23 protein-coding genes are annotated in these 23,487 nt (G+C 65.4%); 17 read left to right on the top strand and 6 right to left on the bottom strand.

Annotated elements, in window-relative coordinates; translation table 11 throughout:
- Positions 1-21: 21 nt before the first annotated feature.
- The 3 genes from BOO69_RS16740 to BOO69_RS16730 are packed head-to-tail and all read left to right on the top strand — an operon-like array spanning position 22 to position 1,787.
- Complete coding sequence (locus BOO69_RS16740) at positions 22-936, top strand: thioredoxin family protein (RefSeq protein WP_071973196.1); 915 nt, start codon at positions 22-24, stop codon at positions 934-936.
- 27 nt (positions 937-963) lie between these two features.
- Positions 964-1,608, top strand: a complete 645-nt coding sequence (locus tag BOO69_RS16735; RefSeq protein WP_071973195.1) for an LON peptidase substrate-binding domain-containing protein — start codon at positions 964-966, stop codon at positions 1,606-1,608.
- Complete coding sequence (locus BOO69_RS16730) at positions 1,605-1,787, top strand: Trm112 family protein (RefSeq protein WP_071973194.1); 183 nt, start codon at positions 1,605-1,607, stop codon at positions 1,785-1,787. The genes BOO69_RS16735 and BOO69_RS16730 overlap by 4 nt, the downstream gene beginning before the upstream one ends.
- Before the next feature lie 37 nt (positions 1,788-1,824).
- On the opposite strand, the gene BOO69_RS16725 is transcribed toward BOO69_RS16730, so the two are convergent.
- Positions 1,825-3,051 (bottom strand): FAD-dependent monooxygenase, encoded by a 1,227-nt coding sequence (locus BOO69_RS16725; protein WP_083545561.1) that lies wholly within the window; start codon positions 3,049-3,051, stop codon positions 1,825-1,827.
- Positions 3,052-3,130: 79 nt separating this feature from the next.
- On the opposite strand from BOO69_RS16725, the gene BOO69_RS16720 reads away from it, so the two are divergent.
- The 5 genes from BOO69_RS16720 (at position 3,131) to BOO69_RS16700 (ending at position 10,157) form a co-directional block, all read left to right on the top strand.
- Positions 3,131-4,459: an amidase gene (locus BOO69_RS16720; protein ID WP_071973192.1), complete on the top strand. Its 1,329-nt coding sequence runs from the start codon at positions 3,131-3,133 to the stop codon at positions 4,457-4,459.
- 117 nt (positions 4,460-4,576) lie between these two features.
- Positions 4,577-5,764 carry an aminotransferase class I/II-fold pyridoxal phosphate-dependent enzyme gene (locus BOO69_RS16715; RefSeq protein ID WP_071973191.1) on the top strand — a complete coding sequence of 396 codons (1,188 nt, stop codon included), beginning with the start codon at positions 4,577-4,579 and terminating at the stop codon, positions 5,762-5,764.
- Positions 5,765-5,781: 17 nt separating this feature from the next.
- Complete coding sequence (locus tag BOO69_RS16710) at positions 5,782-8,760, top strand: DNA translocase FtsK (protein ID WP_071973190.1); 2,979 nt, start codon at positions 5,782-5,784, stop codon at positions 8,758-8,760.
- A gap of 132 nt (positions 8,761-8,892) precedes the next feature.
- Entirely contained in the window at positions 8,893-9,477 is a 585-nt protein-coding gene (locus BOO69_RS16705) for an exopolysaccharide biosynthesis protein (RefSeq protein ID WP_071973189.1), read from the top strand.
- Between the two features lie 80 nt (positions 9,478-9,557).
- Entirely contained in the window at positions 9,558-10,157 is a 600-nt protein-coding gene (locus BOO69_RS16700; protein WP_172839553.1) for a LolA family protein, read from the top strand.
- 42 nt (positions 10,158-10,199) lie between these two features.
- Here BOO69_RS16700 and BOO69_RS16695 read toward each other — a convergent pair whose 3' ends face one another.
- Together BOO69_RS16695 and BOO69_RS16690 are read right to left on the bottom strand one after the other, a co-directional pair.
- On the bottom strand, positions 10,200-10,784 hold the full coding sequence (locus BOO69_RS16695; RefSeq protein ID WP_071973188.1) for a transglycosylase SLT domain-containing protein: 585 nt from the start codon (positions 10,782-10,784) through the stop codon (positions 10,200-10,202).
- 74 nt (positions 10,785-10,858) lie between these two features.
- On the bottom strand, positions 10,859-11,740 hold the full coding sequence (locus BOO69_RS16690; protein ID WP_071973187.1) for an AEC family transporter: 882 nt from the start codon (positions 11,738-11,740) through the stop codon (positions 10,859-10,861).
- Positions 11,741-11,825: 85 nt separating this feature from the next.
- On the opposite strand from BOO69_RS16690, the gene hspQ reads away from it, so the two are divergent.
- Positions 11,826-12,152, top strand: coding sequence for a heat shock protein HspQ (gene hspQ / locus BOO69_RS16685; protein WP_071973186.1), 327 nt, complete (start codon positions 11,826-11,828; stop codon positions 12,150-12,152).
- 94 nt (positions 12,153-12,246) lie between these two features.
- Here the strand turns inward: hspQ and ggt are convergent, their stop codons facing one another.
- The 3 genes from ggt to BOO69_RS16670 form a co-directional block, all read right to left on the bottom strand.
- Positions 12,247-13,824, bottom strand: a complete 1,578-nt coding sequence (gene ggt / locus BOO69_RS16680) for a gamma-glutamyltransferase (RefSeq protein WP_071973185.1) — start codon at positions 13,822-13,824, stop codon at positions 12,247-12,249.
- Positions 13,825-14,095: 271 nt separating this feature from the next.
- Positions 14,096-14,599 carry an ATP-binding protein gene (locus BOO69_RS16675; RefSeq protein WP_083545720.1) on the bottom strand — a complete coding sequence of 168 codons (504 nt, stop codon included), beginning with the start codon at positions 14,597-14,599 and terminating at the stop codon, positions 14,096-14,098.
- 10 nt (positions 14,600-14,609) lie between these two features.
- Positions 14,610-14,948 (bottom strand): STAS domain-containing protein, encoded by a 339-nt coding sequence (locus tag BOO69_RS16670; protein ID WP_071973183.1) that lies wholly within the window; start codon positions 14,946-14,948, stop codon positions 14,610-14,612.
- A gap of 88 nt (positions 14,949-15,036) precedes the next feature.
- Here BOO69_RS16670 and BOO69_RS16665 point away from each other — a divergent pair, with 88 nt between their 5' ends.
- The 8 genes from BOO69_RS16665 (at position 15,037) to BOO69_RS16630 (ending at position 23,414) form a co-directional block, all read left to right on the top strand.
- Positions 15,037-16,209 carry a thiolase family protein gene (locus BOO69_RS16665; protein ID WP_071973887.1) on the top strand — a complete coding sequence of 391 codons (1,173 nt, stop codon included), beginning with the start codon at positions 15,037-15,039 and terminating at the stop codon, positions 16,207-16,209.
- 12 nt (positions 16,210-16,221) lie between these two features.
- Complete coding sequence (locus BOO69_RS16660) at positions 16,222-17,292, top strand: YcjF family protein (protein WP_083545559.1); 1,071 nt, start codon at positions 16,222-16,224, stop codon at positions 17,290-17,292.
- Positions 17,276-18,835 (top strand): GTPase family protein, encoded by a 1,560-nt coding sequence (locus tag BOO69_RS16655; protein WP_071973181.1) that lies wholly within the window; start codon positions 17,276-17,278, stop codon positions 18,833-18,835. Before BOO69_RS16660 ends, BOO69_RS16655 begins: the two co-directional genes overlap by 17 nt.
- The gene (locus tag BOO69_RS16650; RefSeq protein ID WP_071973180.1) at positions 18,825-19,319 is read left to right on the top strand and encodes a GAF domain-containing protein; all 495 of its coding nucleotides are present in this window, start codon (positions 18,825-18,827) and stop codon (positions 19,317-19,319) included. Before BOO69_RS16655 ends, BOO69_RS16650 begins: the two co-directional genes overlap by 11 nt.
- Before the next feature lie 64 nt (positions 19,320-19,383).
- Complete coding sequence (locus BOO69_RS16645) at positions 19,384-19,956, top strand: helix-turn-helix domain-containing protein (protein WP_071973179.1); 573 nt, start codon at positions 19,384-19,386, stop codon at positions 19,954-19,956.
- Between the two features lie 8 nt (positions 19,957-19,964).
- Positions 19,965-20,585 carry a LysE family translocator gene (locus tag BOO69_RS16640; RefSeq protein WP_071973178.1) on the top strand — a complete coding sequence of 207 codons (621 nt, stop codon included), beginning with the start codon at positions 19,965-19,967 and terminating at the stop codon, positions 20,583-20,585.
- Positions 20,586-20,587: 2 nt separating this feature from the next.
- Positions 20,588-20,971, top strand: a complete 384-nt coding sequence (locus BOO69_RS16635; protein WP_071973177.1) for a GFA family protein — start codon at positions 20,588-20,590, stop codon at positions 20,969-20,971.
- Positions 20,964-23,414 carry a GcvT family protein gene (locus tag BOO69_RS16630; RefSeq protein WP_071973176.1) on the top strand — a complete coding sequence of 817 codons (2,451 nt, stop codon included), beginning with the start codon at positions 20,964-20,966 and terminating at the stop codon, positions 23,412-23,414. Before BOO69_RS16635 ends, BOO69_RS16630 begins: the two co-directional genes overlap by 8 nt.
- Positions 23,415-23,487: the final 73 nt, after the last annotated feature.

Genomic DNA, 23,487 nt, shown 5'->3' with positions numbered 1-23,487 from the left:
CCGCCAAGCGAGGAATAGACAATGGAACTGAACCTGACCGCCAACGCGCCCGATGCCGACCTGATCAAGGACGTGTCCGAAGCGACCTTCATGGCCGACGTGGTCGAGGCATCGCAAACCGTGCCGGTGATCGTGGATTTCTGGGCGCCTTGGTGCGGCCCCTGCAAGACGCTGGGACCGCAACTCGAAGCTGCCGTGACTGCCGCCAAGGGCGCGGTGAAAATGGCCAAGGTCAACGTCGACGAGGCTCAGAGGATCGCGGGCCAGCTTCAGATTCAGTCGATCCCGACGGTCTATGCCTTTCACAAGGGGCAACCGATCGACGGCTTCCAGGGCGCGCTGCCGGAATCCGAGGTGCGGGCTTTCGTCGACCGCGTGATCAAGGCGGCGGGCGGCGAGGCCCCCGGCGACGCGCTTGCCGATGCCGTCGAAGCAGCCGAGGAAATGCTGGCCGAAGGCGCAGCGCAGGATGCGGCACAGACCTTTGCCGCCATTCTGGGCGAGGATCCGCAGCACGCGGGCGCCTACGGCGGCATGGTGCGCGCCCACATCGCCATGGGCGAACTCGACCAGGCCGAGGCGCTGCTGAACGGGGCCCCGATCGAAATTTCGAGGGCGCCGGAACTGGAGGCAGCCCACGCCCAGCTTGAGCTTGCCCGTCAGGCCGAGAACGCCGGTCCGGTCGCCGAACTCACGGCCACGGTCGAGGCAGAGCCGGACAATCACCAGGCGCGCTTTGACCTCGCCCGCGCACTCTATGCCAAGGGTGACGCAGAGGGCGCGGTGTCGCATCTTCTCGACCTTTTCCGCCGCGACCGGGAGTGGAACGAAGGTGCTGCAAAGACACAGCTTTTCACCATCTTCGATGCGCTCAAGCCGAACGACCCCGTGGTGCTGAACGGCCGGCGAAAATTGAGTTCGATGATATTTGCCTGAGCTTGCCAGCGCGCTAGGTGCAGGGGCATGATAAAGCAAACAGAACTGCCAGATACGATCCCGATTTTTCCACTGGCGGGAGCATTGCTTCTACCCCGTTCCCGGCTGCCGTTGCACATCTTCGAACCGCGGTACCTCCAGATGATTGCGGACGCCCTCAAGACCGACGGGCGGTTGATCGGCATGATCCAGCCAAACCAGGTTCCCGGGCGGGCGGGTTCCGGGCTGCACAGCATCGGGTGTGCGGGCCGGATCACCCAGTTTTCCGAAACCGAAGATGGCCGCTACATGATTACCCTCAGCGGCGTTTCCCGGTTCCGGGTCGTGCGCGAGGTCGAAGGCTTCAGTCCCTACCGGAAATGCGACGTCAACTGGGACGGATTCGAGCGTGACCTCGGCACGGAGGAGCAGGACTCGGGTTTCAGCCGCAAACCACTGATGGACCTGCTGGGCCGCTATTTCGAAACGCGCGGGCTTTCCGCCGATTGGAACACGCTGAAGGAGGCTGAGGACGAGCTGCTGATCAACTCTTTGTCCATGATGCTCGACTTCGATGCCGAGGACAAACAGGCGCTGCTCGAAGCCCCGTCGCTTCAGACTCGCCGAGAAACGCTGGTCACGTTGATAGAGTATGCCATGCGCGGCGGGCACGACGAAGGGTTGATGCAATGACAGACACGCAGGAGTTCGACCGTCGCATGCTCGAGGCGCTGATCTGCCCGCGAAGCCAGACGACGCTGGAGTATGACGCGGAACGGCAGGAGCTGGTTTCAAAGGCCGCCGGTCTAGCCTACCCGATCCGCAACGGCATCCCCGTCATGCTGGTGGACGAAGCCCGCACCCTCGACTGAACGCCGGGGGCCACCCCGGAACCTGTCCAAAACTGGATTACAGTGATTTCCCCTGCATCAACCGCGGCAGATCCCCGGTCAGGCCGGCGGCTTCCCGGATGAAGCCACGGCGAAGACCGGGCAGGGCATTGACGGTGGCCATGCCGATGTCACGCGCCATCCGAACCAGGGGATTGTCGTTCGAGAACAGGCGGTTGAAGCTGTCCGTCGCGAGCGCGAGCGTGGCATTGTCGAAGCGCCGCCATTCCTGGAATCGCGCCAGCGCAGCCTCAGATCCGATGTCTTCGCCGCGGCGGCGCGCGTCCGCGATGACCTCGGCCAGCGCCGCGACATCGCGCAGTCCCGCATTCAGCCCCTGCCCCGCGATGGGATGCACCCCGTGGGCGGCATCTCCGACCAGCGCGATGCGCGGTGCCGTCATCTGCATCGCCAGGGACAGGCCGAGGGGATAGCTGTAGCGCGCTCCTGCCAGCTTGATCGCGCCCATGAAGTCACCCACGCGGGGGCGCAGCACGTCGAGATAGGCGGAGTCGGGCAAGGCATCGATCCGCCGGGCCGCCGTGTCGCTCTCGCTCCAGACGATGGAGGACCGGTTCCCGGTCAGCGGCAGGATCGCCAGCGGGCCGGGGGGCATGAACAACTGGTGCGCCACCCCGTGGTGCGGTGCCTCGTGTTCGATCGCGCAGACAAGCGCGGTCTGGCCATAACTCCACTCGACACGCCTGATCCCGGCGCGCCGTCCCGTGCCGGTGCCGCGACCGTCGGCGCCCACGACCAGACGCGCCCGCAAGGTGCCCTTGCCGGCAAGGGTCAGCGATGCGCCCGTGGCATCGACCGCCTGGCCTGTCACCGTCTCGCCGTTCAACTGCGTGATCCGGTCATCCGATGCGACGGCGTCCAGCAGATGCCGCCGCAGGTGCCGGTCCTCGACCATGTAGCCCATCGGGCCTTCTTCGATCTCGGCATGGTCGAAGTGCATGAAGAACGGCGAGGGGCCTTCACCTGCCCGGCCGTCCGTCACCTTGATTTCCAGCATCGGCTGGGCCTTGTCCGCGATCCCCTGCCACAGGCCAAGGCCGGCCAGCATCCGGGTGGAGGACAGCGCCAGCGCATAGGACCGCCCGTCAAAGGCCGCATTGCGCCGCAGTTTCACGTTCAGCCGGTCGATCAGGGTCACCTTCAGGCCGGCGCTTGCCAGTGCGAGGGCCAGCACCGGGCCGTTGAGGCCGCCGCCGACGATGGCGATATCGGTATCGAATTCCATGTGCCTAGATATGCCGCGCGCTCGGGGATTGTCCATGTGCGCTCTCGTCGCTACCGTCTGCCGAAAAAGGGGACGAGACATGCAAGATTGGCTGAAGATGACGGCGGCGGACCTCGGGCGGGCCATCGGCAGGGGAGAGATCGACCCGGTCACCTTGTGCAAGACCTATCTCGATGCCATCGCGGCGCATCCGCTGCGCGACCGCATCTATGCACGCGTCACCGCCGAACGCGCCATGTCGGAGGCCGCCGCCTCTGCCGCGCGCGCAAAGGCGGGCCAGCGTCTTTCGCCGCTCGACGGCGTGCCGATCTCATGGAAGGATCTTTTCGACACGGCCGGAACGGCGACCGAGGCGGGATCGAAACTGCTGAAGGGCCGTGTGCCGGATCGCGATGCGGTCGTGCTCGCCAATGCCACCGCCGCGGGGCTTGTCTGTCTGGGCAAGACGCACATGAGCGAACTGGCGTTTTCCGGGCTGGGCTTCAACCCGAGTACCGCAACGCCACCCTGCGTGAACGACGAAGCCGCCGTTTCGGGCGGATCGTCTTCCGGCGCCGCCGCTTCGGTGGCGTTCGGGCTTGCCGCTGCCGCGATCGGATCCGATACCGGCGGTTCCGTCCGGGTGCCCGCCGCCTGGAACGACCTTGTCGGGCTCAAGACGACGTCGGGACGGCTCAGCCTTGAAGGGGTCGTGCCGCTGGCGCTCAAGTTCGACACAGTGGGGCCGCTCTGCCGCTCGGTCGAGGACGCGGGCCTTCTGCTTGCCGCGCTGCAGGGGGCCAAGCCCGCTGATCTGCAGCACAGCGACCTCGCCGGTCGTCGCCTTGCCGTGCTGCGAACGGTGGCGCTGGAAGACCTGCGCGACGCACCCGCCGCCGCATTCGAAGCCGCGATTGCCACGCTCGCCGAGGCCGGGGCCGAGATCGTCGAGATCGAGGTGCCCGAGGTGACGGAAGCCATGCCGCTCAGCGGCTGCCTGTTCACCGTCGAAGCCTACGGCCTCTGGCGCGACGTGATCGAGGCGAACCCGCAGGAAATGTACCGCGAAATCCTCGAACGGTTCCGACTGGGCAAGGGGTTCTCCGGCCCCGACTACGTTGCCGCATGGGCCAAGCTCGACGCGTTGCGCGCGGGTTACGACGCGGCGGTGGCGGGCTTCGACGCCGTGCTGCTGCCCACCGCGGCGCTGCTGCCGCCGCAGCTTGAAAAGCTGCAGCAGGACCATGACTTCTACGTATCGGAAAACCTGCTGACGCTGCGCAACACGCGCATCGGCAATTTGATGGGCGTTCCCGCCCTGACGGTGCCCACCGCTACACCCTCTTGTGGCCTCATGCTGATGTGCCCACCAAATATGGAAGAACAGCTTTTGCGGGTCGGCGCCGCAGTAGAAGAAGCCCTGGCTTGAGGTTGGCCTAAATACCACAACATGCTGTAGCCGCGCCGGTTTTTCTGGACGACAGGCGGGACGTTCGGTACTTTGATCGAAACGGGGCGTGAACGATCCCGATCCGAGGCAGTAGCAATGTTTTATCCTGAGCGGTTTTCGAACCTTCCGGCCCATGCGTGGCCGCGCCTGCGCGCCCTTCTGGACGTGCACGAAGGTGGTGGACCGTTGATTCAGATGACCATCGGCGAACCGAAACATGCCTTTCCGGCGTGGGTGACCGACAAGATCGTCGAAGCCGCCGAGGGCTTCAACAGCTACCCGCCGAACGACGGTTCGCCGCAACTGCGCCGCGCGATCGCGGACTGGATCAAGCGGCGTTACGGTGTCGAAATGGACCCCGAGACCGATGTCATGGCCCTGAACGGCACGCGCGAAGGGCTCTACAATGCGGTCATGGCGCTTTGCCCCGAAACGAAAAACGGGGCGCGGCCCGCGATCCTGATGCCCAATCCCTTCTATCAGGTCTACATGATCGGGGCCATTTCAGGCGCATCCGATCCGATCATGGTGAACGCGACCGAAGAAACGGGCCATCTGCCGGATTTCCATGCGGTCGATCCGGCAATTCTGGATCGGACCACCGCCTGTTACATCTGCTCTCCGGCCAACCCGCAGGGCGCTGTCGCATCGCGAGATTACTGGGCGGATCTCATCAAGCTGGCCGAGAAACACGATTTCAAGATTTTCGCCGACGAATGCTATTCCGAGATCTACCGCGACACGCCGCCCGTCGGCGCGATGCAGGTGGCCGAGGAAATGGGGGCCGACCGCAACCGCGTCGTGATTTTCCACTCGCTGTCCAAGCGGTCGAACCTGCCCGGTCTGCGGTCGGGTTTCGTGGCGTCCGGCCCCGACACGATGCGCGAGATCAAGCAGCTGCGCAACTATGCGGGCGCGCCCCTGCCGTTGCCACTTCAGGCGGCGGCCGCCGCCGTTTGGGACGACGAAGCGCACGTGGAGGAGAACCGCGCACTCTACCTCGAAAAGTATCACATCGCCGACCGGATCCTGGGCAACGTGCCCGGCTATACCAGTCCGGAAGCGGGCTTCTTCCTCTGGCTTCCGGTCGAGGACGACGAGGAGGCGGCGCTGAAGCTGTGGAAAGAGACCGGCGTCAAGGTGCTGCCCGGCGGCTACCTCGCGCAGGACGTCGCAGGGGTGGAAAACCCCGGCAAGAAATACATCCGGGTCGCCCTGGTGGCGCCCAAGGATGAAATGGCACGCGGGTTGGAGCTGATCCGCGATTGCCTCTATCCGACCTGAGAACGAGGAAACGAACAATGGCATATCAGACCCGTGGGCGTGATCCCCTGCTGGACAGCAACATGACCGAGGCGCTTGAAAAGCGCGGCAAGGAACTGTTGGGTCTGGCGCTGATCATGCTGGGGGTGATGGCCGCGATGATGATCGCCAGCTACACGCCCGACGATCCCAACTGGATGGTGTCGACCGATGCGCCGGTCCAGAACTGGATGGGGCGCGTGGGCGCGTCCATCGCCGCACCGTTGTTCATGATCGTGGGATGGGGCGCGTGGGGCATTGCGGTGATCCTGCTTGCCTGGGGCATGCGCTTTGCCCTGCACTGGGGGCAGGACCGCGCACTGGGCCGGCTGATCTTTGCGCCGATCGCCATTGCGCTGGGGTCGATCTACGCCGCGACACTGGCACCGGGGCAGGAATGGCTTCAGACCCACAGTTTCGGGCTGGGCGGTCTGTTCGGCGATACCGTCATGGGCGCGCTGCTGACCGTGCTGCCCATCGGCTCCGCCTTTACGGTCAAGTTCATGTCGCTGGTCATGGGCTTCGGGATCGTCGCGCTCGGCGCCTTCGTGCTCGGGTTCAACAGGGCGGAACTGAACCGTATCGCCCGCTTCCTACTCGTGGGAACGATCATGGCCTACGCCACGATGATGAGCCTTTTGGGCCGTGGGGCGACGGGTGCCGTGCAGGCGGCGCAGACCCTTCAGGCGCGCCAGTCGGAGCGTCGTGAGCGCCTGCGGATAGAGGCCGAGGAGAACGCCGCTTTCGCCGCGCAACAGGAGCTGTCGGCCCGGACAGTTCAGCGCAACATGCCGCGGGCCGAACCGGCCCTGCACGCCGAGGCGGAGCCGCCCAAGGCGGGCCTGCTGGGTCGCATGCCCGGCCTCATCAAGCGCCCCGAACAGATGCCCGAGCCCGAGCTGGTCGAGACCTGGCCGGATGTGGTGGTCGAAGAGGAAGAGCCGGGCAGCGACCGGATCAAGTCCAAGATCGCCGATGTGATCAAGAACCGCGTCCGCAGCACCAAGGCGGTGCATACGCCGGTGACCGCGCCGCTGACCCGCGGGCGGGGCAGGGGGCCCGATCCTTTGGTCCTGAACACGGCTCCCGCCGCTCACCTGCCGCCCGAGCCACCGCTCACAGGCGGGCCGACGGTACGTGCCGAGCCGCCGCTGACAGCCGCCGCACGGTCCGCGGCACCCGTTTCCCCGGCGCCGGTGGCGGCCCCGGCTCCCGTGGCCGAGGCGCCGATGGCGCAGGATGACGACCTGATCGAAGACGACAGCTACGACTACGGCCATGACGGATACGATGCCGACGCCGACGCGCTGCCGCTGCGACAGGCCGCGCCGGAGGCGCCCAGCATCCCCATGGCCGAACCGCGTCGGGTGGTGCAGCAGCCGGTACGCAAGCCGGTGCAACCATCGAAGAAAGCCCAGGCCGAGGCACAGCCGACCCTGACGTTCGACGATACCCATCCCGGTTTCGAACTGCCCCCGCTCAGTCTGCTGGAAAGCCCCGAGAAGGTCGAACGCCTGCACCTTAGCGACGAAGCGCTCGAGGAAAATGCGCGCATGCTCGAAACCGTGCTCGACGACTACGGCGTCAAGGGCGAGATCGTAGCGGTGCGTCCCGGTCCCGTGGTCACGATGTACGAACTGGAACCGGCACCGGGTCTTAAGGCCAGCCGGGTGATCGGCCTCGCCGACGACATCGCGCGTTCCATGGCGGCGCTGTCAGCGCGTGTCTCCACCGTGCCGGGGCGCAGCGTGATCGGCATCGAACTGCCCAACGAGAACCGCGAAAAGGTGATCCTGCGCGAGATCCTGTCGTCGCGCGATTTTGGCGATGGCAATCACCGCCTCCCGCTGGCGCTGGGCAAGGACATCGGCGGCGATCCCATCGTCGCCAACCTCGCCAAGATGCCCCACCTGCTGATCGCGGGGACCACCGGTTCGGGCAAGTCCGTCGCGATCAACACGATGATCCTGTCGCTGCTGTACAAGCTGACGCCGCAGGAATGCCGCTTGATCATGATCGACCCCAAGATGCTGGAACTGTCGGTCTATGACGGCATCCCGCACCTGTTGTCGCCCGTGGTGACCGATCCGAAGAAGGCCGTGGTCGCGCTCAAGTGGACCGTGGGCGAGATGGAGGAACGTTACCGCAAGATGTCCAAGATGGGCGTGCGCAACATCGAGGGTTACAACGGTCGCGTGCGCGATGCCCTGGCCAAGGGCGAACTGTTCAGCCGCACCGTGCAGACCGGCTTTGACGAGGACACCGGAGAGCCGATCTTCGAGACCGAGGAAACCACACCCGAGGCGCTGCCCTACATCGTCGTCATCGTCGACGAGATGGCAGACCTGATGATGGTCGCGGGCAAGGAGATCGAGGCCTGCATCCAGCGTCTGGCGCAGATGGCTCGGGCGTCGGGCATCCACCTCATCATGGCGACGCAGCGCCCCTCGGTCGACGTGATCACCGGCACGATCAAGGCCAACTTCCCCACCCGGATCTCCTTCCAGGTGACCTCCAAGATCGACAGCCGCACGATCCTGGGCGAGATGGGGGCGGAACAGCTTCTGGGGATGGGCGACATGCTCTACATGGCCGGCGGCGCCAAGATCACCCGTTGCCACGGCCCCTTCGTCAGTGACGAGGAAGTCGAGGAAATCGTCAACCACCTCAAGCAGTTCGGTGAACCCGACTACGTGTCCGGCGTGGTTCAGGGGCCGGCGGAAGACAAGGAAAGCGACATCGACGCCGTTCTGGGCCTCAACACCGGCGGCAACACGGATGGCGAGGACGCGCTTTATGACACGGCCGTGCAGGTCGTGATCAAGGACCGCAAGTGCTCGACCTCCTACATCCAGCGCAAGCTGGCGATCGGCTACAACAAGGCCGCCCGGCTCGTGGAACAGATGGAGGAAGAGGGTCTTGTCTCGCCCGCCAACCACGTGGGCAAACGCGAAATACTGGTGCCGGAACAGGGCTAAGGCTTACCTCCTCGGAATCCCTGTTCGCTCATGCACCCCAAGCCGCCGGAACGGTTCCGGCGGCTTTTTTCGTGGGCCCGAGGGAACGTTCGCAAGGCCGGGCAAGTTGTAAACCGATAAAGGCAGGCACCCATGAGCAACCCGAAAACTTCGGTCTCCGATATCCTCGACACTTTGGACGATCTGGCGGACCGCGACGACGACGTGACCATCGGCGACGTGACCGAAGCGCTGGGCGGCCGCGGTTTCGGCCCGCTGATCGTGCTGCCTGCCCTCATCGTGATCTCACCGCTTGGCGGCATTCCCCTGCTGCCGACACTGATGGCGGTCGTCATCGCTGTTTTCGCCGTGCAGGTGATCTTCCAGCGCAAACACCTGTGGTTGCCGGACATGCTGAGATCGCGCGCGGTCGACGACGGGCGGGTGAAAAAGGCCGTCGAGCGTGTGCGACCGGTGGCCCGCTGGATGGACGCCCACATGGGCAACCGGCTGACCATCCTGACCGGCCCGCCGATGGAAACCATCGTCGCGATCATCATCGTCGCACTCTGCGCCTTCGTGCCTCCGGCCGAGCTGATTCCCTTCGCCGCGCTCCTGCCGATGTCGGCGGTCGGGACGCTGGGGCTCGCGCTGACCCTCAAGGACGGTATCATCATGGCGCTGGGGCTGGTGGCGTCGGTTCTCGCGCTCTGGGGCATCTACATCTGGGTGCTCTAGGCAGAAAACCGCGGCCTGTTATCGCATATCAGGCCATTCCGCCCTATCTCTGGATCAACGTAAAACACAGGAAGATCTCAATGCGACTGATGACATCCATCGCCCTGGCGTTCGCGCTGCTCAGCCCGGTTGCGGCCGCGGCGCAGAAATTGCCGCTGAACGACATCTCGGCCTATCTCAACAAGCTTCAGACGGCCAAGGGCGAGTTCACGCAGATCAACAATGACGGGTCGATCAGCACCGGGACCATCTACATCAAGCGCCCCGGCAAGGTTCGGTTCGAATACAACCCGCCCGAGTCGGGGTTGGTCGTTGCGGGCGCGAATACCGTGGTGATCTACGACAAGAAGTCGAACCAGCCGGCCGAAAGCTATCCGCTGTCTCGCACCCCGCTGTCCATCATCCTCGCGCCGCAGGTGGATCTGGGTCGCGCGAACATGGTCACCGGCCACTCCTACGATGGCACCGCCACCGTGGTCACGGCGCAGGATCCGGCAAATCCGCAATACGGCAACATCCAGCTGAAGTTCACCGGCAACCCCGTGGAACTGCGGCAATGGATCATCAACGATGGCAACGGAACGGCCACCACCGTGGTTCTGGGCGATCTTCAGACCGGCGGGTCGCTGCCCAACAGCCTTTTCGATACCGGCAGCCCCGGCAATGCACCCAGAAGATAAAGCGGAAGGATGGGCCCCGGATGATCTCCGGGGCCTTGTTCTTCAGCGCAGGCGGCAGGAAGCGATCTGCTGCTGATACATCAGCGACCGCGCCTCTACCTTTCCGGCCACCGCCACCAGCCATGATTTCTGATTGTAGCTGGCCCGCGCGAACCCGGTGTGGCCCTCGTGATAGGCGAGGTACTGGTTGCGCGCGTCGTGCAGATCGATGCCGTTCCTGTCACGGGTCTGGTTCATGTACCAGCCCATGAAGTCCGTCGCATCGTTGATCCGGTCGCGCTTTGCCGACCGTCGATTCTGCGCGTTGCGGTATTCGTCCCACGTGGCATCCAGGGCCTGCGAATAGCCAAAGGCGCTGGACTGGCGCCCCATCGGAATGACGCCAAGCACGTATTTGAACGGCGTGCGCGCGTCCGACACGAACTTGCTTTCCTGGTGGATGGTGGCCATCTGCACATGCACCGGCACACCCCATTTGCGTTCCACGTTGCGGAACGCCTTGTAGTATTCTGGGCGCTCTCTGAGAATCGTACAGGCGTTGTCCAGGTCGCGCGGCGCAGGCGATTGCCCGCCCCCGCAGGAGGCGACCATCAGTACGATAATCATAGCGCGAAGAGTTTTGCTCATCTGCCTCTCTCGCTCGGTCGTTTTTTTGTTTTGTGGTAATATACGGTATTTCGGCGGCAGTTCACATCACAAATTTACAGCAGAATTGCGAGCAAAAGCGGCAATGCGCCGACCGACATGAGGGTCGAGACCACCACGAGGCCCGCGACGGCCTGCGAATCGGCGCCGTATTTCTCGGCCAGGAGGTAGGAGGTCACGGCCACCGGCGTGGCAACCTGCAACACCAGAACGCCAAAGGCGATACGGTCGAGGTCGAAGGCTTCCGCGGCGGCCCAGGAGATCCCGACGCAAAGCGCGAGCTTGACCAGCGACAGGAAGATCGCCCGCATCACGCCGCCGGGGCTCAGGCGCGCCACCGCGACTCCCAGCGTGATCAGCATCAGCGGAATCGCGATCTGGCCGATCAGCCGCAGGGTGTTGGTCAGGAACACCGGCGTCTGCCAGTCCTGCCAGAGAAACAGCGCGCCCAGCAGCGTGCCCCAGACCAGCGGTTCGCGCAGGACCTTTCCAAGGGAGCCTGCGCCGGCGACCAGCCAGATGCCGAACGTGAAGGACCAGATCGCCATGATGGCAAAGACCACGACAGCATAGCCAAGGCCGGTCTCCCCGAATGCGAACAGCGCCAGCGGCAGCCCCAGGTTGCCGGTGTTGCCGAAGATCAGCGGTGCCATGTAGGTGCGCCTGTCCAGTCGCATCACACCCACCAGCAGCCCCGCCGCCAGGCTGATGGCGCCATAGGCCACGACACTTGCCAGCGACAGTGCGGTCAGCGCGGCCGGGTCGATCTCCGTCTGCATCAGGGAAACGAAGATCAGGCAGGGGACGGACAGGGTCATCGCCAGCTGTGTGACGAACTGGATCCGGTATTCGAACCCCAGCTTGACCCAGACGAAACCGATGCCCGCAAGCAGGAAAACCGGCGCCACGATTTCAAGGACCATCAGGGCAAGGGGCAACAGTCTGTTTCCTTTGGCGATTCAGGCGTGATTGGACAAATGCCCCTTGAACCGATTACTAACGAAAGGTAGGGGCTGCAATGTTATGCTACGTACGCGCGCGAAATATCATCTCGGGCAGGTTGTCCGGCACAAGAAACACCCGTTTCGCGGGGTGATCTTTGACGTCGATCCGGAATTCGCGAACACGGAAGAATGGTACGAATCCATTCCCAAGGAAAACCGCCCGGTCAAGGATCAGCCGTTCTATCATCTGCTGGCCGAAAACGATCAAAGCTATTACGTCGCCTATGTGTCCGAACAGAATCTCGTCGCGGACTATTCAGGTGAGCCGGTGGATCATCCCGACATCCCCGACCTCTTTGGCCCTTTCACCGATGGCGCCTACCCGCTGCACTTTCAGCTGAATTGAACTCGCGTCCCGGCCGGTCGCCGGAAGCGTTCCCGGGCCTTGCCCGAGAACGCCATGGCGCGCAGGGTCGCGCGTCGCCCACTGTCTCTCCCGCTCAGAAGCCCAGGGCGCATCCGTCCTTGCGAGGGTCGCTCGCCCCTTCGAGGGTGCCGTCTTCCCGCATGAGGATCGCCTGTGCCCCGCCGATGGCGGTGTTCGGCACCGCAACGGTGTGTCCCATCTCCGTCAGCTTGGCGCGCACCGCGTCGGGGTAGCCGCGCTCGACGTTCAGCGTGCCCTGGTCGGAGAACGCGCGCGGCGCGTCGATGGCGGTTTGCGGGTCCATCCCGAAATCCTCGAGGTTGGATGCGAACCGCGCGTGGCCGCAGGGCTGGTACGCCCCGCCCATCACGCCGAACGGCATGATGACCTTGCCGTTCCTGCGGATCATGCCGGGAATGATCGTGTGCATCGGCCGCTTGCCCCCCTTCAACTCGTTCGCGTGGCCTTCCTCCAGCGTGAAACCGGCGCCCCGGTTCTGCATCAGGATGCCGAACTTCTCGGACGCGATCCCCGATCCGAAACCGTGGTAGATCGAATAGATCAGCGAAACCGCCATCCCGTCCCCGTCCACCACCGTGATGTAGATCGTATCCTTGTGAACCTGTTCGGACAGCGCGGCGGGCGAAGGCATCGCGCGCTTGGGGTCGATCAGCGCCGCCAGCTTTTTGGCGGTCTCCACGGCCAGCATGTGCTCCAGCCGCGCGGTATGGTCCGGGTCCGCGAGGAACCGGTTGCGCGCGTCATAGGCGAGCTTTGTCGCTTCGGCTTCGATATGCACCCGGTCCGCGCCAAAGGGATCCATGGACGCGATGTCGAACTGTTCGAGAATGTTGAGCATCAGCAGCGCCGTCGCGCCCTGTCCGTTTGGCGGATGCTCGACCACTTCGATACCCTTGTAGGGTGCGGCGATGGGCGTGCTCTGCGTCGCCGCGGCGGCCGCGAAATCCTCGGCCGTGTGGACGCCGCCCATCTCGTTCAGCGCCCGCAGCATGTCCTCCGCGATCTCGCCGGTGTAAAAGGCGTCCCGCCCGTCTTTCGCCACGCGGCGCAGAACCTCAGCCTGACCCGGCGCGCGAAACACCTGCCCCACCACCGGCGGCTTGCCGTCCAGCAGGAAATGATCGCGGGCCGCGCCCTTGAGTTTCTCGGTCTCCTGCGCCCAGTCGAAGGCAACCCGCGGCGCCACCGGAACCCCTTCTTCCGCATAGCGGATCGCGGGGGCGAGGACGGCCTCCAGCCCGGCTTTGCCCACGGTTTCCGACAAGTGGCAAAAGGCATCGATGGCCCCCGGCACCGTCACCGCCTCGACGCCGTGGACCGGCACGGCGCTTTGCCCCCGGTCGCGGAGCTGGGCTGCATCGGCGGCGGCAGGCGCCCGTCCGGACCCGTTCAGAGCATGAACCTCGTCGCTGCCCGGAAGCTTGTAGAGAACAAAGCAATCCCCCCCGATTCCCGTCATCTGGGGCTCGCAGATCCCCAGCAGGACACCGGCACCGATCGCCGCGTCCATGGCGTTGCCTCCGCCTTCGAGGATGTCGATCGCAGTCTTGGCGGCCAGCGGATGTGACGTGGCGCACATGCCGTTCGCTGCGATGACGGGGGACCGTCCGGGGAGGTGAAAATCGCGCATAGAGTATCCCAACATTGTCTGTTCGCGCGCAACCTAGCGTGTCGCGTCACGGGTGCCAATGTGTTCGGGAAACAGTGAAAGTACCTCGACGCCGCGCACTGGGTGGGGGCTGTTAAACGCGACGCCGAGGGAAGCCATATGCAGCTACGAGGCCGAAGATGTACCGGAACGGTGGCGTGAATATGATCATAATGAGGCGTTTTGGCGCGGTGGCGGGGCTTCTTTGTGACTGCCAGCCTATCCGGGCACGCGTGCCGGGTCCGGTCCGCTGTCAGCAGCGCGGCGGCGACCCGTCCGCGCGCGATTGCCGGGCGATGGCAACGCGCAGGTCCAGCGTGTTCTCTCCGTCGAGGCGGCGATAACACAGGTCGCGGGCAAGATCGCGAATCAGGGGCCAGCCGAAACCCCCTTCCGGCAGTCTCTCCGCGCCGCATCGGGGTATGCCGAAGGCGGGGCGGCCCAGTGGCGGCTGGCCGTTCGGCATCGCCTTGCCGCGGTCCCTGATCCTCAGGTGCAGGCCATCCGTCCGATGCTCGCCGCTCACGGTGATCGTGTCACCCGGTCGGTGGTCTGCATAGGCATGCTCGACGATGTTGTTGAGGATCTCCGCAAGGACGAGTTCGAGTGTCTCGAGTTCCTCTGGCTCCAGCGACAGCGGCGACAAGGCGCCGCGCAGGCGCAGAAGGGCGCCACGCACCGCCATCTGGCTGCTGTCGACGTCGAAGGTGAATCGGAACGATGGGATATCGGACACCGGGGCCGGCTGGCTGGCCATGATCATCGGGTCAGACGCGCTGCATGGCCAGTGCGTCATCCACCGTGGCATGGATCGCAAAGACGGTATCCATGCGCGTCAGCCGGAACACCTTGTCGACCGGCGGAGTCATGCCGGCCAGGATCAGCGACCGGTTCGGCGCGAGAAACTTCATCGTCGCCACGATCGCGCCGAGACCACTGGAATCGATGAACGTCACGCTACCCAGATCGAGGATGATGTGCGCCGGCCCGTCCCGCGTCGCGCGGCGCATGGTTTCCTTGAAATCCAGCGCCACCGCCGCGTCGATCCGCCGGTCGCGCAGGGTGATGACGCAGAAGTCATCTTCTGTTTTGATGGAAACTTCCATAGACAGGCCTCCAGAGCCAAAAGCTGATGCCCGACCGTATGGTCCAAAGATTAGCATCGGGTAACTCTGTCCGGAAAAGGAGATGGCGATGCGACAAGTCATGATAGCGGGGGCGCAGCGGACCCCCATGGGTGGTTTTCAGGGTGCCTTCGCGGGGTTGACGGCGGCAGAGCTCGGCGGTCACGCGATCAGGGCGGCGCTGGCGGATGCCGGCCCCGCCGTGGTGCAGGAAGTGCTGATGGGCTGCGTCCTGCCCGCCGGCCAGGGCCAGGCGCCCGCGCGGCAGGCAAGTTTCGCGGCGGGCCTGGGCGAGGATGTTCCCGCCACCACCCTGAACAAGATGTGCGGCTCCGGCATGAAGGCGGCGATGATGGGCTTCGATCAGATCGCGCTCGGGCAGTCCGACGTGATGGTGACAGGCGGCATGGAAAGCATGACCAACGCGCCATACATGCTGCCCAAGATGCGCGGCGGCGCGCGGCTGGGCCACGGGCAGGTGATCGACCACATGTTCCTCGACGGGCTCGAGGACGCCTACGACAAGGGCCGCCTGATGGGCACCTTCGCCGAGGATTGCGCAGAGACATACCAGTTCACCCGCGAGCGGCAGGACGACTACGCGCTGGCTTCCCTGTCCCGCGCCATCGCGGCGCAGGAGAGCGGCGCTTTCGCGTCCGAGATCGCGGCGATCGACGTGACATCGCGAAAGGGCAGCGACACGATTGCGGCTGACGAACAGCCCGGTCAGGCGCGCCCCGACAAGATCCCGCAGCTCAAGCCCGCCTTCCGCGAAGGCGGCACCGTGACGGCGGCCAATTCCTCTTCCATATCCGACGGGGCAGCGGCGCTCGTCCTCGCCTCCGAGGACGCGGCGCAGGCGCAGGGGCTCAAGCTGCGCGCCCGCATCCTCGGTCATGCCAGCCACGCGCAGGCACCGGGGCTTTTCACCACCGCGCCTGTTCCCGCCGCGCAAAAGCTGCTGGACCGGATCGGCTGGCAGAAGGAAGACGTGGACCTTTGGGAAGTCAACGAAGCTTTCGCCGTGGTGCCGATGGCTTTCATGCACGAAATGGGGATCGACCACGAGATCGTGAACGTCAACGGCGGGGCCTGCGCCCTGGGCCATCCCATCGGCGCGTCCGGCGCTCGCATCATGGTCACCCTTCTGAACGCTCTGGAAAAACGCAACCTGCGGCGCGGTATCGCCGCGATCTGCATCGGTGGAGGCGAGGGTACCGCCATCGCGATCGAGCGGCTCTGACCGCCTCGCCCGATGAGATTGCCCTTTCGCCGCCCGAAACCGCCTGAAGGTGCCGCGCCCGGCAAGTTGCCCGATGCGGCGATCCCGGTGCTCTGGCTGCTGGGCAAGACGGGGGCGGGCAAGTCGAGCCTCGTTCAGGCCCTCACTGGTCTTTCCGGTGCGGAAGTGGGGAATGGCTTCATGCCCTGCACCCGCACCGCGGAAGTCTTCGACTATCCGCCGGAACAGCCCCTCTTGCGGTTCCTCGATACGCGCGGCCTCGGCGAGACGGGCTATGATCCGGCTGGCGACATTGCCGTCTGCGAGGGCCGGGCACATGCGATCATCGTGCTGGCGCGCCTCGACGACCCCGTGCAGGGAGAGGTGACCGATGCGCTGGCAAAGGTGCTCGACCGGCGCAGGATGCCGGTGATCCTCGGTCTGACGGGCGCGGATCTCGTGCCCGACGCCGCCGCCCGTGCGCGCGCCGCGGCGGCCATCCGCCGCCAGTTCGACGCGGCAACCGGCAGCAAGATCGACGCGGTCGAGGTCGCCATGCCGCCCGGCGGGGAGCCGGATCTCGGTGACCTGCGTGCGGCCCTCGCCGATGTGCTGCCCCAGGCCGCCCTTCTGCTGGCGGCCCGGACGGCCCGCAGCACCGAGGGGAAGGCCTTCGATCGGGTGCGCAGAAGGGTGCTGTTCTACGCCGGGCTGGCGGGGACATCCGACGTCGCGCCCCTGATCGGTGCCGTTTCCGTGCCGGCCGCCCAAGCGTGGATGCTGGCCGAACTGGGCCGCCACTACGAACAGAAATGGACCCGGTCGATGTCGGCTTCCTTCCTTGGGGCGCTGGGTTTCGGCGTCGCGGCGCGTTATGCGGCGCTCTTCGGGTTGCGGCAGGTGGGCAAACTGGTGCCGCTGGTCGGCCAGACCGCCGTCGCGGCCGCGTCGGGCACGGTCAGCTTCGCGACCACCTTTGCGCTGGGGCGGGCGGCCGCGTATTTCCTGCACCATCACCGCACAGGCGAAGCCATGGCGCCGGCGGATCTGCGCCGCGTCTACCGTGATGCACTGGACGGAGCGGTACGTGGCCGATCTCGGTAGGATACGCGCGCGACTGCTGCGATGGGATGCGGTGATCACCATCGGCGCCCTGGCGCTGCCCTTTGCCGTGACATCGGTCCTTGGGTTCATCTGGCTCTATGAACGTGGCTGGTTCCTGTGGTTCATCGCGGCCTGCATCGGCATCGGCGGCGCAGTCTACCTCGTCAAGCGCATTGCGCGGCTCCGGCGCAGGAACCCTGCGGAGGTTTCCGATACCGGGCTCCCGCCTGAGGACGGGGTGCAGCCCGATCCCGACTGGGGCGAACGGGAAACCGCGGCCTTCGACGCGGCGCGTGACCTGATCCGGCGGCGTATCGACGTGGCGGTGCCTTGGGCGGATCTCGAAACCTTGGGGCGCGAAGTGGTGGAGACCGTGGCCGCGCGGTCCGGTGAGCGGGCCAAGGGCGCGTTGGATTTCACCCTGCCCGAGGCCCTGCTGTTGATCGAGCGGGTGGCCTCGCGATTCCGCGCCGATATGCGCGAGGCGGTGCCTTTCTCGGATAGCGTGCGGCTGCGCACGCTTGTCTGGATCTGGCGCAATCGCGATCGCGCACGGCATCTGGCCCGGACGGGATACGGCGCTTGGCGGGTGATCAGGCTGATCAAGAATCCGCCCGTGGGCATCATGCAGGAAATCGACAACCTGCTGGCGGGCGGTCATTCCGGCCATATCACGGCCGAAGCCATGGCGCTGGGTCAGATCATCCTGCTGGAGGAAGTCGCGAAGGCGGCGGTCGATCTCTACTCGGGCCGGCTGCGGTTTTCCGACGCGGAACTGCTCGAGATGCAGGTGGCGGACGGTGCGCGCGATCATCTCAGGCTGGCGGCGCCGGATGCGCCGCTGCGCATCGCCGTGGCGGGACAGACGAGCGCCGGCAAATCGACGCTGATCAATGCGTTGCTGCGCCTCGACCGGGCCGAGACGGACGCCATGGCGACAACGGATCGTGCCACCGCACATCCCATCGTGCTGGGCGGTGCGGACTGCTTTCTGCTGGACCTTCCCGGCCTCGACGGGACCGCAGCGACCGACGCAGTTGTCCAGGAAGCACTGGATACGGCGGATATGGTGCTCTGGGTGCTGCGTGCCAACCGGCCGGCGCGCGCGCTGGACGCGAAGGCGCTGGACGCCTGGCTTCGGCGCGCCGCCGCCGATCCCGCGCGGCGCACGCCCCGCCCGGTCATGGTGCTGTCCTGTATCGACACGCTGCTGCCGGACTGGCCCTATCCCGAACATGCCCTGCCACGGCAGGAGGCGCTGAAAGTGGGCGAGGTCGTCAAGGCCGTGGCAAAGGAACTGGACGTGCCCATGCCGATCCCGGTCTCCGCGGTAGAGCCGGACTGGAACGTTGCGGCGGTCGCCGACGCCCTGATCGGGCAACTGTCCGAGGCGCTGATGATCCAGCGCAACCGCGCCCGCCGGGCGGCGGGCGACCGGACTGGCACCGTCACCGAACTTCGCCGTGGAACGGCCCTTGTCAGGCGCGGCCTGCGGGGATTGGCATCACGCTTTCAAGACAGGAGAGACACGCATGAAGAATGACACCCGGGAGGCCACGCCCGGCAGCGGGCAGGTGGACTATCGCGCCTTGGCCGCCAGCATCGCCTCCCTCACGGAAGGGGAGGACGATGTCGTTGCCCTGATGGCCACGGTCGCCTGCGAAGTCCACCACGCAGACGACCGCTTCGACTGGACCGGCTTCTACCGCGTCGTGGCGCCGGAACTGCTCAAGATCGGACCCTACCAGGGCGGCCACGGGTGCCTTGTCATCCCGTTCTCCCGCGGTGTCTGCGGCGCGGCGGCGCGCACGGGCGAGATCCAGCTTGTCCCGGACGTGGATGCCTTTCCCGGCCACATCGCCTGCGCCTCGTCGACCCGGTCCGAACTTGTCCTGCCGGTGGCGGACGCCAGCGGCAGGCTGATCGGCGTTTTCGATATCGACAGCGACCAGCCCGATGCCTTTGGAGAGGCGGATGCCGACGCGTTGGATGGCATCCTGCGCTCGGTTTTCGGGGCCGTGAAATAATGCTGGAATTTTTCATTTTCCGTGGTAGCGTGAAAATGAAGCCTGAATTTTCATCAGTCCCCAGATGCAGCACAGCCACCCGGATTCCACATCATCGCTAGGTGCCGATCTGCGCGCCCTGCGCAAGAGCCGGGATCTGACCCTTGTGCAGATGTCCGCCGCGCTGGGCCGTTCCGTCGGCTGGCTCAGCCAGGTGGAGCGGGGCATCTCGGAGCCGTCGATCACCGATCTGCGGCACATCGCGGCCTGTCTGGGGGTGTCCGTCTCCATGCTGTTCCGCCATGCCGCGGCCCCCGCGCACGAAGCGGGCCATGTGGTACGGCAGGGCGCCCGGCGGCCCATCGGTTCCAACATCGCGGGACTGGTCGAGGAACTGCTGTCCCCCGATCTGACCGACGATTTCGAGGTGGTCCATTCCACTTTCCAGCCGCACAGCCGCATCACCGAAAGCGTCACGCGCCCCACGCAGGAGGTGGGATACCTCGTGTCCGGCCGGCTCGAGATCGAGATCGAAGGGACCACCCATGTCCTAAATCCCGGTGACAGTTTCCGCATCCGCGGAGAGGCTTTCCGCTGGGCCAACCCCTTCGACACGCCTGCTGTCGCGATCTGGGTGATCGCACCGCCCGTCTACTAGGAGCCATCATGAGTTTCGAAGCCTGGACCGTCTTTGCCCTGTTCTGGGTAGTGTTCGTGACCACGCCGGGGCCGAATGCCGTCAATTGCATCACCAATGGCATGACCATCGGGTTCCGGCGCGGTATCGTGGCGGTGCTGGCCATTCTTACACAGGCCACACTGTTCCTGCTCTTGTCCGCGTTGGGCGTCACGGCGCTGCTCGCGGCGTCGCAGACCGCCTTCACCGTGGCCAAGTGGATCGGCGCGGCCTTTCTCGTCTACCTCGGGGTTCGCGGCTGGATGACGGCGCGCACGCCGGTCACGGTATCGGACAGGCCCGCGACGTCGGTCTATTTCCGCGCGCTGGCCATCGCCACCATCAACCCCAAGAGCGTGGCGGGATACCTTGCCGCCTTTTCCCAGTTCGTGCAGCCGGACGTCCCGATCTGGGAACAGATGACGGTCATCGTGCCGACGGCGCTGACCCTGACGGCGCTCAGCTATACCTTCTTCACGGCCCTTGGCGCGGGCATCGGCCGTGCGGCGCTGGGGGCGGTTTTCAATGTCTGGGTCCGGCGCGTGATGGCGCTTTGCTTCGTCGTCTACGGCGCCCTTTTGGGTACGTCCACCACACCGATCAGGAATTGACCATGCTCAAGGGAAGCTGCCTCTGCGGCAAGATCACGTTCACCGCCACCGACACCGCGCGCGATCCGGCTGCCTGCCACTGCAGCCAGTGCCGCAAGCAGTCGGGCCACTACTGGGCCTCGGTCAACGTCTGGATGAAGGGCTTCAGCATGAAGGGACCGGTCCGCTGGTATGCGGCATCGGACAACGCGAGGCGCGGGTTCTGTCCCACCTGCGGATCTTTCCTGTTCTGGAAAAGCAACGACGAAGACGAGATCGGCGTGGCCCTGGGGGCATTGGACGGCGACACGGGGTTGCTGCTGGAACGGCATATCTTCACCGCCGACAAGGGCGATTACTACGACATTCCGGGGACGTCCCGGCAGGAGGTACGGCACGATGAGTGAATTCCCGACAACCGCCCGCGTGGTCATCATCGGGGGCGGGGTGGTGGGCGCCTCCACGCTCTTCCACCTTGCCCGCGCGGGTTGGACCGATTGCGTCCTGCTGGAAAAGAACGAGCTGACCGCTGGGTCCACCTGGCACGCTGCCGGAAATGTGCCCAACTTCGCCGGGTCGTGGGCGGTGATGAACATGCAGCGCTACGCCGCGGCGCTCTACCGGACGCTGGGCGAGGACGTGGGCTACCCGATGAACTATCACGTCACCGGGTCGGTCCGGCTGGCCCATTCGAAGGAGCGGATGCAGGAATTCGAACGCGTCGCCGCCATGGGGCAATACCAGGGCCTCGACATGGCGGTATGCACACCGGCGGAACTGCGCGAGAAGCATCCCTTCATGGAAACCCACGACCTGAAGGGTGGTTTGTGGGATCCGCTGGACGGCGACATCGACCCGGCACAGCTGACCCAGGCGCTGGCCAAGGGCGCGCGGGATGGGGGCGGGCGGATCGAACGGTTCTGCCCGGCTGTTGGCCTCGACCGCGATGGCGACGAGTGGATCGTGAAGACGCACAAGGGCGATATCCGCTGCGAATACGTGGTCAATTGCGCGGGCTACTATGCCCAGCGGGTGGGCGAAATGTTCAAGCCCTTCGGCGGGCGCACCGTGCCGATGGTCGTCATGTCGCACCAGTACTTCCTCACGGAACCGATCGCCGAACTCGAGGCCTGGACCCGCGAGAAGGGCCACAAGGTGCCGCTGCTGCGCGACGTGGATACGTCCTATTATCTGCGGCAGGACAAGAGCGGCCTGAACCTCGGTCCCTACGAACGGAACTGCAAGGCTCACTGGGTCACGCCGGACGATCCGATGCCGGAGGATTTCAGTTTCCAGCTTTACCCCGACGATCTTGAGCGTCTGGAATACTACATCGAGGATGCGATGGCGCGGGTGCCGATCCTCGGCACCGCGGGGGTCAGCCGCAACATCAACGGCCCGATCCCCTATGCGCCCGACGGGTTGCCGATGGTCGGCCCGATGCCCGGTGTGCGCAATGCCTTCGAAGGGCATTGCTTTACCTTCGGGATCGCCCAGGGCGGCGGCGCGGGCAAGGTCCTGTCCGAGTGGATCATGCATGGCCAGACCGAGCAGGACATGTGGGCGGTCGATCCGCGCCGCTATACCGGATACGCCGATCACGATTATACCCTCGCCAAGGCGCTGGAGACCTACGGCCACGAATACGCCATGCATTTCCCGCGCCACGCCTGGCCCGCAGGCCGGAACAAGCGCCTGTCCTCGCTGCATGGACGGCTCGAAAAAGCGGGCGCACAGTTCGGTGCCTACAACGGGTGGGAGCGGGCAAACTGGTTCGCCCGTCCCGGCGATGACACCTCCGAGGAAGCGACCCAGACCTGGGATCGCAATGGCCCATGGGCACCGCGTATCCGCGAGGAAGTGGAAGCGGTGCGCGACGGCTGCGGCATGTTGCCGATCAGCGGTTTCACCCGGCTCAAGGTCGAAGGGCCGGGCGCGCGGGAGTTCATCGACGGATTGACCGCCTCGCGCCTGCCGGGGCCGGGGCGCGTCGGACTGGCGTATTTCGCCGATGACCGGGGCCGGATCGTGACGGAGACCAGCGTGATGGTGCACGCGCCCGACGACGTGGGCCTGATCACGGCTGCGGTCGCCCAGTGGCACGACGCCGAGTTCTTTCGCCGGCAGGCCCCGCAAGGCATCACCGTCACCGACCATTCGGACGAAGTGGACTGCCTGCTTGTCACCGGGCCGAAGGCGCGCGAGGTTCTTGCGCCGCTGACCGCGGGGCACGACCTGAATGCCCCCTGGCTGTCCGTCAGCATGACCGGCACGGTGGCCGGACAGGAAGCCGCGCTGGTGCGGGTGTCCTTCGCCGGGGAACTCGGTTGGGAAATCCACGCGGCGCCCGAGGCGATGCCACCCATCTGGGACGCCTTGCTGGCGGCAGGGGTGAAACCCTTTGGCATGTGGGCCCTGAACGCCATGCGGATCGAAAAGGGATACCGCGCATGGAAGGGTGATCTTTCCACGGACTACACCATGCTCGAAGCGGGGCTGGACCGGTTCGTGAAGCTCGACAAACCGGTTGATTTCCCCGGCAAGGCCGCGCTGCTGGCGGAAAAGCAGGCGGGTGTGAAGAAGCGGTTCGTCACCCTTCTGGTCGATGCCGGCGATCACGATGCGCCGTACATGTCCACCGTCTTCCACGACGGCGAGGTGGTCGGTGAGACCACGAGTGGCGACTGGGGTTACCGGGTCGGCAGCTCCATCGCATTGGGCACCATCCGCGCGGACCTCGCGCAGCCGGGAACGGAGGTGCAGATCAATATCTTCGGCAGGCTCTGTCCGGCCGTGGTGCAGCCGGACAAGCCGCTTTGGGATCCCGAAAACGAAAGGTTGAAGGCATGAGCATCGACACCCACCTCGTCGGTTCCGGCGCGCGGCGCTGTCCGCGAACGGCCGCGACCCGCTCGGCCGAAGG

This window comes from Sulfitobacter alexandrii (genome assembly GCF_001886735.1).
Classification (GTDB): domain Bacteria; phylum Pseudomonadota; class Alphaproteobacteria; order Rhodobacterales; family Rhodobacteraceae; genus Sulfitobacter; species Sulfitobacter alexandrii.
The sequence above is the reverse complement of the archived record's forward strand: the minus strand, read 5'-3'. Positions and strand labels throughout refer to the sequence as shown.

Excerpts from the sequence above, each read along its gene's own strand:
- BOO69_RS16740 (WP_071973196.1), top strand. The coding sequence starts at position 22 with ATGGAACTGAACCTGACCGCCAACGCGCCCGATGCCGACCTGATCAAG.
- BOO69_RS16735 (WP_071973195.1), top strand. The coding sequence starts at position 964 with ATGATAAAGCAAACAGAACTGCCAGATACGATCCCGATTTTTCCACTG.
- BOO69_RS16730 (WP_071973194.1), top strand. The coding sequence starts at position 1,605 with ATGACAGACACGCAGGAGTTCGACCGTCGCATGCTCGAGGCGCTGATC.
- BOO69_RS16725 (WP_083545561.1), bottom strand. The coding sequence starts at position 3,051 with ATGGAATTCGATACCGATATCGCCATCGTCGGCGGCGGCCTCAACGGC.
- BOO69_RS16720 (WP_071973192.1), top strand. The coding sequence starts at position 3,131 with ATGCAAGATTGGCTGAAGATGACGGCGGCGGACCTCGGGCGGGCCATC.
- BOO69_RS16715 (WP_071973191.1), top strand. The coding sequence starts at position 4,577 with ATGTTTTATCCTGAGCGGTTTTCGAACCTTCCGGCCCATGCGTGGCCG.
- BOO69_RS16710 (WP_071973190.1), top strand. The coding sequence starts at position 5,782 with ATGGCATATCAGACCCGTGGGCGTGATCCCCTGCTGGACAGCAACATG.
- BOO69_RS16705 (WP_071973189.1), top strand. The coding sequence starts at position 8,893 with ATGAGCAACCCGAAAACTTCGGTCTCCGATATCCTCGACACTTTGGAC.
- BOO69_RS16700 (WP_172839553.1), top strand. The coding sequence starts at position 9,558 with ATGCGACTGATGACATCCATCGCCCTGGCGTTCGCGCTGCTCAGCCCG.
- BOO69_RS16695 (WP_071973188.1), bottom strand. The coding sequence starts at position 10,784 with ATGAGCAAAACTCTTCGCGCTATGATTATCGTACTGATGGTCGCCTCC.
- hspQ (WP_071973186.1), top strand. The coding sequence starts at position 11,826 with ATGCTACGTACGCGCGCGAAATATCATCTCGGGCAGGTTGTCCGGCAC.
- ggt (WP_071973185.1), bottom strand. The coding sequence starts at position 13,824 with ATGCGCGATTTTCACCTCCCCGGACGGTCCCCCGTCATCGCAGCGAAC.
- BOO69_RS16675 (WP_083545720.1), bottom strand. The coding sequence starts at position 14,599 with ATGGCCAGCCAGCCGGCCCCGGTGTCCGATATCCCATCGTTCCGATTC.
- BOO69_RS16670 (WP_071973183.1), bottom strand. The coding sequence starts at position 14,948 with ATGGAAGTTTCCATCAAAACAGAAGATGACTTCTGCGTCATCACCCTG.
- BOO69_RS16665 (WP_071973887.1), top strand. The coding sequence starts at position 15,037 with ATGCGACAAGTCATGATAGCGGGGGCGCAGCGGACCCCCATGGGTGGT.
- BOO69_RS16660 (WP_083545559.1), top strand. The coding sequence starts at position 16,222 with ATGAGATTGCCCTTTCGCCGCCCGAAACCGCCTGAAGGTGCCGCGCCC.
- BOO69_RS16650 (WP_071973180.1), top strand. The coding sequence starts at position 18,825 with ATGAAGAATGACACCCGGGAGGCCACGCCCGGCAGCGGGCAGGTGGAC.
- BOO69_RS16645 (WP_071973179.1), top strand. The coding sequence starts at position 19,384 with ATGCAGCACAGCCACCCGGATTCCACATCATCGCTAGGTGCCGATCTG.
- BOO69_RS16640 (WP_071973178.1), top strand. The coding sequence starts at position 19,965 with ATGAGTTTCGAAGCCTGGACCGTCTTTGCCCTGTTCTGGGTAGTGTTC.
- BOO69_RS16635 (WP_071973177.1), top strand. The coding sequence starts at position 20,588 with ATGCTCAAGGGAAGCTGCCTCTGCGGCAAGATCACGTTCACCGCCACC.
- BOO69_RS16630 (WP_071973176.1), top strand. The coding sequence starts at position 20,964 with ATGAGTGAATTCCCGACAACCGCCCGCGTGGTCATCATCGGGGGCGGG.